This is a genomic window from Bacillus sp. JAS24-2 (assembly GCF_008274905.1).
GTDB lineage: Bacteria > Bacillota > Bacilli > Bacillales > Bacillaceae_G > Bacillus_A > Bacillus_A cereus.
Genome location: NZ_CP031068.1, coordinates 2,380,452 through 2,393,130 on the forward strand (window position 1 = coordinate 2,380,452; position 12,679 = coordinate 2,393,130).

Below are 12,679 nucleotides of genomic sequence, written 5' to 3' on the forward strand. Positions count from 1 at the left end.
AACATGGGAGAAGAGAGATTCACTAAGTTATTTAAAATAGATTGTGGAGATATATACTTGCAAGAATTTACGGTCAAAGATGCAGAGAGTATTTATAAAATAGCAAATCAACCGGAAATAGCAAAATTTTTACCAGACTGGAAATCAACGAAAGAACAAAGGGTGGATTGGATTGCAGATTATGAAATACCAGCAAACAAAGCATTTCTTGATGCAGTGAAAACTACGAATAACATAGATAATCATACGTTAAAGCTAGGAATATTTAAGAAAGCTACAAATGAACTCATTGGATGGTGCTGCACAGGTATGAAAGAAGAACTCCCTTCACCAAACAGAGAGATAATGTATGCTATCTCAAATGAATATCAAAATCATGGCTATGCTACAAAAGCGACTAAAGGTTTAATTGACTATTTGTTTAAAGAAACAAATTTAAATGTCCTTAACGCAATTGCTTTAATTAACAATGTAGCATCAAATAAAGTTATTGAAAAATGCGGGTTTATTTATAAGAGCCAACAGAGGATAGAAAATCAAATATATAATCATTATATATTGAGAAAATCTGAGTGGATAAAAATATAACGTTTGGTAGTAAAAGACCGATAGCAATCGGTCTTTTCTCATTTATATAATAAAGATTTATTATACATTATATTTCCTACTACTATACAATTATTATAAGATAGTTATGCGTTAATTTTAGTTTGAAATAATTATGTTGTCAGTTTTTTTAGAAATCTTACAAGCGTGTAAGGTAAATGAAAGATGAATCAATATGAGCTGTAAGATAATTCATTTACACTCTATAGTGAGCAGTGGAAATGAAGGGAGAATATACATGGAAATTTTACATGCAAAAAGTATTAGTAAAGTATATAAAGGGAAAGTACCTTATAAAGCATTAGTAGATATTGATTTATCAATTCAAGAAGGTGAATTTGTAGGAATTATGGGTCCATCAGGTAGCGGAAAAACAACGTTATTAAATATGGTATCTACTATTGATTCTCCATCATCGGGAGAAATATTTATTAATGGCACAAATCCTTTTCAATTATCATCAGAAGAATTAGCGTTATTCCGCAGAAAACAATTAGGATTTGTTTTTCAATCATTTAATCTTCTTAGCACACTTACTGTAAAAGAAAACATCGTATTGCCGATGACTTTAGATGGTGTTTCCGTGCAAGAAATGAACAAGCGATTGGAAGAGATTGCAGAGAAGTTAAATATTACAGATATATTGAATAAAAGAACGTTTGAAATATCAGGGGGACAAGCTCAAAGAACAGCAATCGCTCGTGCAATTGTTCATAAGCCGCAATTATTACTTGCAGATGAACCAACAGGGAACTTGGACTCTAAATCTTCAAATGATGTAATGGAGATGCTGGATACTCTAAATAAAGAAGAAAAAGCAACGATGATGTTAGTTACACATGATCCGTATGCAGCGAGCTTTTGCAGCCGAGTAATCTTTATTAAAGATGGTCAACTATATAACGAAATTTATTGTGGTGAAAGTAGGCAAACTTTTTATCAAAAGATTATGGATGTCCTTTCTTTGTTAGGAGGGAAAAGGCATGACTTTTCGTCAGTTCGCATTTAATAATATTTTTCGCAATAAGCGTACATATGCTGCCCATTTTTTAAGTAGTGCATTTTCTATTATGATTTTCTTTACGTATGCTCTTTTATTATTTCATCCCGATTTACAAGGTGAGTTGAAATCGACAAGTGCAACAATAAGTGCATTTGGTACATTGGGATTTTCAGTTTCGCAAGGATTGATTTTTGTATTTTCATTTTTCTTCATTTTATATTCAGTTAGTTCGTTTTTAAAAACGCGTAAGAAAGAATTTGGCATTTTAATGATGCAAGGTATGTCAATGAGACAGCTTAAGAAATTATTATTAATTGAAAATATGTTGATTGGACTTGGTTCAATTTGTATAGGGATTTTCATTGGACTCATATTTTCTAAACTAGTCTTATTGATAAGTGCAAGTGTATTAATGATTAATAATGGTTTACCTTTTTATATACCAGTGCGGGCTGTATTATTAACTGTTATCACATTTCTTTTCTTGTTTTTAATTGTTTCATTATTTACATTTAAAATGATAAAAGTAACGGAACTTGTGGAACTTATTCGAGCAGAGGAAAAGCCAAAACCTGAACCGAAATCTTCAGTTTTATTATCGCTACTTTCTTTAATTAGTATAGGGTATGGATATTTTTCAGTATTTCGCTTCATACCAAGTACCAATTTTATTACGCTTGGAATAGGTGTGCTCCTAGTAATTATAGGAACGTACTTTTTATATACACAGTGTAGCGTGTATATATTGCGCCTTGCTAAAAGGAGAGAATCTTTCTTTTTAAAGAGAACAAATATATTAACATTTTCTGAATTAATTTACCGTATGAAAGATAATGCAACGATGTTTTTTATAGTATCTATTGTTTCAGCAGTTGCATTTACAGCAATTGGTACAACAGCCGCAATTGGAAATAGGGATTTAGTAAGGATGACAAATCCCTATACATTTTTGTATGGAAGTCTTGAAAATGACAAAGTATTGAATAAAAATCTTTCTATTATAAAAAAGCACCTTTCTGATGCTAATATTCCGTATCGAATGGCTTCATCTTCATATATATACACAGAAAATGGCGTAAATGTAATGAAGTTAAGTGAATACAACGATCTTGCTAAAGCACTAGGCTATCAACAAGAAAAAATTGAAAAAGAAGATGAAATTTTATTAATTCCTGGAGTCGTATCACAAAAACAAGAATTTAAAAATGGCGAGTATAAAAAGAATATAGAAGTCATTCAAGGTGACTGGACAAAGACATTTCATGTGAAAAAAGCTGTAGAAAATTTAGTTTTACCACACGATTCTAGAACTATTTATATCGCTGTTCAAGATCAGGTATATGATGGAATGCCTCTTACTAGTGACCCAGTTAATAAAGAAATTCCATATCGTACTTACGGATTTGTTGTAGATGATTGGATAAAAACGAAAGAGATTTCCAATCAATTAAAGAGTATATTCGATAAAGATCTTAGGGACAGAGATTTCTACTTTGAAGCTTTAACATTAAACTTGTTGGAAGCAAAGCAAAAGAATGGTTTATTACTTATGGTAAGTATTTTAGTCGGAATCGTCTTCTTTACATTCGCTGCTAGTTTTATTTATTTCCGATTATATACAGATTTGGATCGCGATCAGCAGCAATATAAAATGATTTCGAAAATGGGATTAAGTAAAGGTGAGTTAAAAAAAGTTGTAACGAGACAGTTATTATTAATGTTCTTTTTACCAATTGTCGTTGCAGTGATTCATACTGTAGTCGCTTATATAGCATTACAGCAATTAGTCGATTTTTCTATCATAAATAGCTCTATCGTTATTTTAATTTCATTTATATGTATACAAGTTTTATATTTCTTTATAACCCGTTGGCGTTATCTGCAAAAGCTTTATAAGGTTATGGAGCAATAGAATTTATTAGCTTGTAAGACTACAATAAAGTATGTAGAAAAATGAACTGTATGATGAAAGGAAACGAGATGAAAAGAACTTTAACTATTTTTATGTTAACGATACTATTATTAATAAGTTTTAGTGCATGTTCTAAAAAGGAAAATCCATTTCCTGCAAACGGTGTATTAATTATTGGAGATGAAAATAATATTTCACCAATTATTAATCGTTATCAGGAAATTACGGAAGAAAATGAAGTGTTTTCTGTGAAAAAAGGGGAAGTTGGAAATGGAAATGTCTTAATTTTAAATGAATCTACAGCACAAGCATTGATTAAAGAAAAACTTTTTCGAAAACAAGATAATGGCTCCAATTATATTATAGATACGTTACCGAAATTCCCAAAAGAAGGGGCGCTATTATTTACAAGTGAAGACAATAAGACTATGAAAAGTATTAAAATAGGAGAGGTAGAGATTCCTGTTACATACGATAGTGATGCTTGGATAGGTAACAATCGTAAATATTCAACGGAATGGTATATGATTGTAGCAAAAAATAGTGTTTATAATGAAATAAAGGCAAATGAAATGAAAATGCATCTTCTTCATTTGAAAAAATCACTAGGTGACGAAAAACCTAAAATGTCGACAGATAATACATTGGTTAATGAAAATGTCAAAGTAAAAAAGTTAATTAAAGGTTTGGAAGGAGAAGTATCTTTTCACTTTGTAACGATTGGCGAAAAACCTTAAAAAAGAGTTCGAAGTTGATAAAAATTTCATCAGCTTCGAACTCTTTTTAGTTTATAGACAAATCAATTATTATGCTTTACATTACTTCATTTAATCGAGTCTCGCTTGTTTCCTCAATCCCATTTGAATTTTGAACTGAATTATTTTGGGCTTCTTTTTCTTTACGAGCCTTTTGTAGCATTTCAAGGATGATCCATAAGGGAACACCTTTATCCTTTAACATCTTCCATAAATCTAATTCATTAAATTTATGCTCAGGCTGTTTCATTTCTTTTTCAGATGAACGAATATCAAACTTGATAGGATCATTTACTTTCGTACTTTCAAGTTTAGTAGAAGAGATAGTATTATGCTCAAGAGTAGATGGAGTTATTTTAGTAGGTTGAGATAATGTATGAATATTTGATCCGATTTGCATGCTTTTTCCTCCTTTTCAAGCAATGAGATTAGTTTTCTTATGGTTTTTAAATCTTTTTAACATGAGGAAACTATATCTAATTATAGATTCAAATAAACAGATTTACAAGTTGTATTGTAAAAAGTAAATATTTACTTGAATTAATATTTATCAACATTTGTATATGTTTTCTATATATACAACGTATATAAAATACTTTACATTATGTTTAAGTTATTAAATTATTCTGTTAATTTTTTTTTAAAAAGAAAAATGTAAACGTTTTATTAGGGGGAGAAAGTATGGGGAAGTTATTTTTAAAAATATGTTTTTTCGCATTAGTGACCGTATGTTCATTCGCAGCGAAAATATCATACGCTGAAGAGAGGCAACAAAATAATTATCCAATCATATTGGTGAATGGATTTGCTGGATGGGGTAGAGAAGAAATGCTTGGCGTAAAATATTGGGGTGGTGTTCATGATATACAGGAAGATTTGAAACGCAATGGTTATACGGTACATACCGCAGCTGTTGGACCTGTTTCTAGTAACTGGGATCGTGCATGTGAATTGTATGCACAAATTAGCGGTGGGACAGTAGACTATGGTGCCGTACATGCTGAGAAACATGGACATAATCGTTTTGGCAGAACTTATAGTGGTTTTGCGCCGAATTGGAGTGAAACAAATAAAGTTCATTTAGTTGGACATAGCATGGGTGGACAAACGATTAGAACATTAGTACAGCTATTAAAAGAAGGTAGTTTTGAAGAAAAGAATTATGTGAAAAATCACCCAAACACCAAAATATCACCACTATTTGAAGGCGGAAAATCGTATGTTCATAGTGTTACAACATTAGCAACCCCTCACAACGGTACAACACTGGCGGATGGTAGTCTTCTGCTACCGTTCGTTAAAGATTTACTCATTACAGCTGCGAGCTTTGGAGAAAACAATAATTTATCGTTATATGATTTCAAATTGGATCAATGGGGGATAAAGAAGAATGCTGGAGAGTCCTTTTTCCAATATAGTAATCGTATTCTAAATAGTTCACTTTGGAAAAATACAAAAGATATAAGTCAATGGGATTTAAGTACAGATGGTGCAAAGGAGTTAAATAATTGGGTAAAGACGCAACCGGATGTGTATTACTTATCGTATAGTGGACATGCATCACAAGCAGCACCTATAACAGGTTTACATTTGCCGCATATAACGATGAATAAAGTGTTGATGGGGAATGCATTTTTCTTAGGTTCCTATGCGAGATACGAAGAAAACCGTCCATTAATCGATACTTCTTGGTGGCAAAATGATGGTGTAGTAAATACGAATTCTATGATTGCACCAACTTCTAATGTTGCTGTAAATAATAATGAGTCATTACAGATTGGAAAATGGAATCATATCGAAACGAAAGCGAATTGGGACCATCTGGACATGGTAGGGTTAAGTGTTTCAGACTCGTTAGGTTTTTCTAGCATTCAAGAGTTTTATAGAACAATTGCTGAAAAGCTATTACGTTTACCGAAATAGGTAATAATAAAGCGCTCTCGATGGAATTCGAGAGCGCTTTATATTATATTGAAAGAGGGATTTGGTAGAAAAATATGGGGGGATATTATGAAAATTCAAGTTGTATTATCAGGATACGGAACAGTAGGCAGAGAGTTTATAAAATTAATAAATGAAAAATATTCATATATATATGAAACATATGGGATTCAATTAGTTGTAAGTGGCGTATTAGGGAGAAATATTGCAATACATAATGAAGACGGCTTATCACTTCATCATTTATTGATGTATGGTGGCGGTACCGCTGCAATTGAAAAATATTTAGAGTATCATCCGGAGGAACGTGCAACAACTAGCATAAGTGGTACTGTATTGGTAGAATCAACAGTTACAAATCTTAAAGATGGAAATCCAGGGAAACAATATATGAAACAAGCGATGGAGAAACAGATGGATATAGTAGCAATTTCTAAAGGGGCGCTCGTTACAAACTGGAGAGAAATAAATGAAGCAGCAAGAGGCGCAAATGTACGAATTCGATATAGCGGTGCAACAGCCGCTGCACTACCGACCCTAGATATCGGACAATTTAGTTTAGCCGGTTGCAGTATTGAAAAAATAGAAGGAATATTAAATGGAACAACTAATTATATTCTTACGAAAATGTATGAGGAAGATATGACATTTGAAGAAGCACTGAAAGAAGCACAAGATAAAGGAATTGCTGAGACAAACCCTATATTAGATATAAGTGGTTCAGATAGTGCGTGTAAATTGTTACTTTTGACAAACAGCTTAATGGAAACAGAGAAAACACTTACTGATATACATATAAAAGGAATCGAGCACGTTACAAAACAGCAAATTAGAAATGCTAAGGAACAACATAAAATTATTAAATTAATAGCATCAACATATAAGGATGAGGGTGGCAATGTCAATTTAAATGTTGAACCGTGCGAAATAGAGAAAGATCATCCGTTAGCAAAAGTAAATGGGACCGAAAAAGGAATTACGTTCTTTACAGATACGATGGGACAAGTTACTACAATTGGTGGGGCTTCTAATCCACGAGGCGCTGCAGCTGCAGCTTTAAAAGATGTAATTAACTTATATCGAAAAGATTTGTAAGACCGTACCGCCCTTTATAAAAAATACATATGTCGTGGACCTTTTGAGAATGAAATAAATATGCAAAAATGATTGCAGGGGGTAAGGAATTGTTTAAGGATTTTAAAGTTGTTAAAGATCGTCCTGTTTATATTCAATTGAAAGATTATTTGAAGAAGATGATTATGAAAGGGCATTTGCTCGGGGATCAAAAAATCCCATCAACAAGGGAACTAAGTGAATTACTAAGTGTGAGTAGAAACACTGTACTCGCTGCTTATGCAGATTTAGAGCAAGAAGGACTCATTTATGCAGTTAAAGGAAAAGGGAACTTTGTTGCGAAGGTGGATATATCTAACACTTCATCTGTTGAAATAGATTGGAAAAATAAACTTAATACAGTGACCGCATTAGCGGATGAATTAGATTTAATGAAACATGGTGTTCGTTGGGAAAAGGGAATGATTGTTTTTAATAGTATAGCCCCAGATGAGAAGCTATTTGATGTTGAAAATTTCAAAAGAGCTTTTCTTACTCGTATGTCCATTGAAGGAGACATCGTATTGAACTACGGATATGCAAAGGGATATAGACCGTTAATGAATTATTTACTTCATTACATGGAAATGAAAGGTGTAGACATTTCGAATAAAGATATTCTAATTACAAATGGATTTACAGAAGGATTGGATATTGTACTCTCTTCTTTATCAAAAAAATCCGGTCGTGTCATTTGTGAGAATCCAACTCACCACGCTGCACTTAAGCTTTTCCGTTTACATGGACTTGAAGTTCATGGGATTGATATGCATGAGGATGGTATTGATACGAATGAAGTTGAAAAAAGTTTGCGTGAAAAAGATTTTGATTTTGCTTATTTAATTCCTTCTTATCATAATCCAACCGGTATTGTTACGAGTTCAGAGAAAAGAACGGAATTGATGAGGTTATTCTCAAAATACAACGTTCCTATTATAGAGGACGGATTTAATGAAGAATTACGTTATTCAGGTTCACATTTAGCTCCATTATTAACTTTTGCGGGAGCTGGCAATAATGTGATTTATATTAGTAGCTTTTCAAAGGTACTTTTCCCTGGTTTACGTGTAGGCTGGATTATTGCAGATAAAGAGCTGATTCATTATTTAGAAAGCGTAAAAAGAGCAAGAACGATTCACACATCTACGCTAGATCAAGCTGTTCTGTTTCAATATTTACATGAGGGATATTTTGAGAAATATTTAAAAAAGGCAAGATCTGTTTATAAGAAAAAATATGAGTTAGCTGTCGGGGCATGTAACCAGTACATTCATTTCAAAAGAATGACTGGAGATGGTGGACTTCATTTATTTATAGAACTAGAAGAGCATATGAATGCCCGCACACTTTTACAAAAGTGTTATGAGAAAGGCGTTACGTTTTCACCTGGAGATGTTTTTTACTCTGATGGAGAAGGAGCGAACACTTTCCGATTAGGGTTTTCGCGCTTGAAAGAAGAAGAAATAGTTCGGGGAATTAAAATAATTGGTGATACATTAAAAAATGAAATTTGGAGTTGAGAAAATGAAAATCGGTGTTATTATGGGCGGGGTATCGTCTGAAAAACAAGTTTCAATTATGACGGGGAATGAAATGATTGCTCATTTAGATAAAAATAAGTATGAAATAGTTCCAATTACATTAAATGAAAAAGTGGATTTAATTGAAAAAGCGAAAGACATTGACTTTGCGTTGCTCGCGTTACACGGAAAATACGGAGAAGATGGGACAGTTCAAGGAACACTGGAGAGTTTAGGGATTCCTTATAGCGGAAGTAATATGTTATCTAGCAGTATATGTATGGATAAAAATATTTCGAAAAAGATTTTACGTTATGAAGGTGTAGAAACACCAGATTGGATTGAACTTACAAAAATGGAGGATCTAAATCTTGATGAGTTAGATAAGTTAGGATTTCCATTAGTAGTAAAACCAAACTCTGGCGGATCGAGTGTCGGAGTGAAAATCGTTTATAATAAAAATGAATTGATCTCAATGCTAGAAACTGTATTCGAATGGGATTCTGAAGTAGTAATTGAGAAGTATATAAAAGGTGATGAAATTACATGTTCAATTCTGGATGGAAAACAGTTACCTATAGTTTCAATTCGACATGCAGCCGAGTTCTTTGACTACAATGCAAAATATGATGATACTAGTACAGTTGAGGAAGTTATCGAACTTCCAGCAGAAATTAATGAACGTGTAAATAAAGCGTCACTCGCTTGTTATAAAGCATTAAAATGTAGTGTTTATGCAAGAGTTGATATGATGGTGAAGGACGGAGTTCCATATGTAATGGAAATTAATACATTACCAGGGATGACACAATCAAGTTTATTGCCAAAAAGTGCAGAAGCAGCGGGAATTAGTTATAGCAAACTATTAGATATGATTATTGAAACATCATTAAAAGTTAGAAAAGAAGAAGGGTTTTAAGGGAATTATATAACTAATTTTTTTGACAGTTTCACGAAGTATGCTATGATGAATACATTATAAAAACAAAATATTTATCCACTAGAGGGGCCTTTTATAGGCTGAGATCAAATGTGATTTTGAGACTCTTAGTACCTGATCTGGTTAATGCCAGCGTAGGGAAGTGGGAAAGACGTTGCTATTTAATGAGTAAATAAATACTGTCAATTTCACTTTCTTTACGCCTGTAAAGAAAGTTTTTTTATTTTAAAGCGTTAATAGCTGTGGATAAATATCTATATTTTATATATTATTGGAGGGATTTAAATGACTTTTTCACAATCGTTACGTAAAGAAGTAGATTCAATTTGGGAAGCGAGTTTTAACCATCCTTTTGTAAAAAAACTTGGTGAAGGAACGTTAGATTTAGCTAGTTTTCGTTATTATGTGCTTCAAGATTCATATTATTTGAGCCATTTTGCTAGAGTACAAACTTTAGGAGCTGCGAAAGCTCTTGAATTAGAGACGACAGCTCGTATGGCACATCATGCTCAAAATACATATGAGGCAGAGTTATCTTTACATGAGAATTTTGCGAAGAAATTAGGGATAACAAAAGAAGAAAAAGATAATTTTATCCCTGCTCCAACTGCATACGCATATACTTCACATATGTATCGTGCTGCGTACGAAGGACATTTAGGCGATATCATTGCAGCAATTTTACCTTGCTATTGGTTGTATTATGAAATTGGCGAACGCTTAAAAGAGTGCCAGCCGGAAGAGCAAATTTATAACGAATGGATTTCTGCTTATGGATCTGATTGGTTCCGTACGCTAGTTGAAGAGCAAATTACACGTTTAGATACTATCGCTGAAAAAGTAACAGAGACAGACCGCAAGCGTATGAAACAGCATTTTATTATTAGCAGTCAATATGAATATTCATTTTGGGAAATGGCTTATACATTAGAAAAGTGGCCAGTGGATACAGACGTAAAAGACGTAATTGGATAAAGAATAGAAGTAATGTTATAGCTAGGTATGGATCATACCTAGCTATATATTTTTTCTTGTCAAATTTGCGTAAAGTCATTAGTGCTACGGATATGGCGAAATAGAATATCGATAATTTAGCTCATTTACTTGTCTACGCATTAACTGGATAAACTTCTGTCACATTTATTTTACAATCAAAGAACGTAAATGTTGGTGGTATGAAGTTAAATAAGAAAAGAAACCCGAGCTGTTAGCTGTAACGGAGTTGTTTTTTCTTTGCAGGAATTTCTAAATTATCATGGAGTGTTGTTAATGCGATATGCAAATATGCATATCGTATTTTTTTGAGTTCTTTATGTGTTAAAATTAGATATAGAGATATGGAAATATAAAGAAGCAAAAGCAGGAATATCCAATGAATTTTGAGAGGTGTTATATGTTTACAAATAAGAAATTAATTCGATTTGGTTTATCGTTGTTTGTATTTTTAGGGATAATTAATTTTACAATCAGCTATTTCCAAACATATCTTGAAACAGCAGCAGATATTAAATGGGTAATTCCAGAAATTTGGAAAACTATTTTGCTAGATGTTCCTCAAGGGATACTTGTTCTTTTAGGCGCAATTGCTTTATATGATTTCACAAAAGAGGCATCAAAAAAAAGACGCATCAATCTAAATGTGTCTTTTTTCAATTAGCAATTTCATATAGAGATTTGCTGGAGAAATAGAATGAAAAGCCCTAATTAGGGCTTTTTTTTGTTGGAATTTCTTAACCGTCATAGAAACCGGTCACTTGGAGGTGTTATAGCGAAAGCCATTTACAGTACAGAAAAATCTAAGCAGCAGACGGAAATATATAGGATATGGCATCATAATTGTTGAGAAATTAATTGAACTTAGTAAGTATGAAGATATGACGCTAGAATTCATATTTTTTAATTTTTATTTATCCCGCTATTTGCCGGGCAGTAAGCCCCCCACCTCAAAATTCAGCGGAAGCAAAGAAGTTAGGTAGGGGATGAACAAAACCCCACTGATTAAAGTTTCACTTTATAAAAATGAGCCCATAGTAAAAATAGGTATATGAACAAGGTGCATCATCTAGTGATAAGTCATACTTTGTTGGTGTACGTATTGAACTTAGTTTATAGCGCTATTTCTACTTAGATGTAACGAACAGGAATATAGGGAAGTATCGATGAGGTTGTATTTTATAAACGGAGGTTATGAAAATGAATCAGTTTCAACAAGAACTACAAGCGTTAAGCCTTAATGATTACCGGTCTGGAAATATTGTCTATTGGGACCAGCAAAACCAATATCCATATTACTATATTGAAGATGCTGCTCGTCGCTGTGGCGGTTGTGGTCGTTGTGGCGGTTGTGGTGGAGGTCGTTGTGGCGGCTTCCGTTGTGGTGGCTTCCGTTGTATTGGTTGCTTCGGTTGTTTTGGTTGCGGAGGCTGTGGCGGTTGTGGCGGCTGTGGTGGTTGCTCTAACTGTTTTGATGGTTTTACTGATACTACCGGTACTATTGTAACGTATGAATATTGATAACATCTATCTTGCTAGTTGCGGGCAGTAACATCCCCAAAAAAATTCAGCGAGAGCAAAGAGAAGTTAGGTGGCGGACTGCCCATAAAAGCCCGATTGGTGAGAGCTGATTAAAGTTTCACTTTATCAATTAAAAAACATTAGTTATATGTACGTGCCGACAAAGAATATAGCCATTATTAATGGATATATTCAATGATTCAAGTGAAAGAGTAACAATAAGATATATAGATGTAATCAAGATGTGATGGATAAAGCAATGACTAGATTTAAAATCTAATCATTGTTTTTTTCTTATGGTTTTATCATTAAATATCTGTCTAGTTTGGGCATTGCTTCCTTCTAGCTAATGATTTTATTACAACCGTGTAAGGT

At 33.1% G+C, this 12,679-nt stretch carries 12 protein-coding genes and 1 riboswitch; of the genes, 11 read left to right on the plus strand and 1 reads right to left on the minus strand.

The genetic code is table 11. The annotated features are described in order from the left end of the window. Positions 1–3: 3 nt before the first annotated feature. From DN407_RS12275 to DN407_RS12290, 4 genes are all read left to right on the plus strand, one after another. Positions 4–588: a GNAT family N-acetyltransferase gene (locus DN407_RS12275; RefSeq protein ID WP_000503529.1), complete on the plus strand. Its 585-nt coding sequence runs from the start codon at positions 4–6 to the stop codon at positions 586–588. A 256-nt stretch (positions 589–844) separates the two neighbouring features. After that, complete coding sequence (locus DN407_RS12280) at positions 845–1,615, plus strand: ABC transporter ATP-binding protein (RefSeq protein ID WP_000404276.1); 771 nt, start codon at positions 845–847, stop codon at positions 1,613–1,615. Next, positions 1,590–3,521 carry an ABC transporter permease gene (locus tag DN407_RS12285; protein ID WP_000144153.1) on the plus strand — a complete coding sequence of 644 codons (1,932 nt, stop codon included), beginning with the start codon at positions 1,590–1,592 and terminating at the stop codon, positions 3,519–3,521. Before DN407_RS12280 ends, DN407_RS12285 begins: the two co-directional genes overlap by 26 nt. 50 nt (positions 3,522–3,571) lie before the next feature. Continuing rightward, entirely contained in the window at positions 3,572–4,258 is a 687-nt protein-coding gene (locus DN407_RS12290; RefSeq protein WP_118043478.1) for a lipoprotein BA_5634 family protein, read from the plus strand. Positions 4,259–4,334: 76 nt separating this feature from the next. Here the strand turns inward: DN407_RS12290 and DN407_RS12295 are convergent, their stop codons facing one another. Beyond that, the gene (locus tag DN407_RS12295) at positions 4,335–4,676 is read right to left on the minus strand and encodes a DUF3914 domain-containing protein (protein WP_097856480.1); all 342 of its coding nucleotides are present in this window, start codon (positions 4,674–4,676) and stop codon (positions 4,335–4,337) included. 281 nt (positions 4,677–4,957) lie between these two features. Between DN407_RS12295 and DN407_RS12300 the strand changes: the two genes are divergently transcribed. The 7 genes from DN407_RS12300 (at position 4,958) to DN407_RS12335 (ending at position 12,304) form a co-directional block, all read left to right on the plus strand. Continuing rightward, complete coding sequence (locus tag DN407_RS12300; RefSeq protein ID WP_097856481.1) at positions 4,958–6,199, plus strand: esterase/lipase family protein; 1,242 nt, start codon at positions 4,958–4,960, stop codon at positions 6,197–6,199. Between the two features lie 87 nt (positions 6,200–6,286). Then, positions 6,287–7,312 (plus strand): homoserine dehydrogenase, encoded by a 1,026-nt coding sequence (locus tag DN407_RS12305; protein WP_097856482.1) that lies wholly within the window; start codon positions 6,287–6,289, stop codon positions 7,310–7,312. A gap of 89 nt (positions 7,313–7,401) precedes the next feature. Next, a complete protein-coding gene (pdxR, locus tag DN407_RS12310) occupies positions 7,402–8,850 on the plus strand; it encodes a MocR-like pyridoxine biosynthesis transcription factor PdxR (protein ID WP_000471610.1) in 1,449 nt (482 codons plus the stop codon). A gap of 4 nt (positions 8,851–8,854) precedes the next feature. Further along, positions 8,855–9,769 carry a D-alanine--D-alanine ligase gene (locus tag DN407_RS12315; RefSeq protein WP_001987735.1) on the plus strand — a complete coding sequence of 305 codons (915 nt, stop codon included), beginning with the start codon at positions 8,855–8,857 and terminating at the stop codon, positions 9,767–9,769. Positions 9,770–9,842: 73 nt separating this feature from the next. Continuing rightward, positions 9,843–9,948, plus strand: a riboswitch (TPP riboswitch). Between the two features lie 127 nt (positions 9,949–10,075). Next, positions 10,076–10,765 carry a thiaminase II gene (gene tenA, locus DN407_RS12320; RefSeq protein WP_000144514.1) on the plus strand — a complete coding sequence of 230 codons (690 nt, stop codon included), beginning with the start codon at positions 10,076–10,078 and terminating at the stop codon, positions 10,763–10,765. Positions 10,766–11,162: 397 nt separating this feature from the next. After that, positions 11,163–11,447, plus strand: a complete 285-nt coding sequence (locus DN407_RS12330; protein WP_149216293.1) for a DUF3937 domain-containing protein — start codon at positions 11,163–11,165, stop codon at positions 11,445–11,447. Between the two features lie 536 nt (positions 11,448–11,983). After that, positions 11,984–12,304 (plus strand): heterocycloanthracin/sonorensin family bacteriocin, encoded by a 321-nt coding sequence (locus DN407_RS12335; RefSeq protein ID WP_001071364.1) that lies wholly within the window; start codon positions 11,984–11,986, stop codon positions 12,302–12,304. The last annotated feature ends 375 nt before the right edge of the window (positions 12,305–12,679 follow it).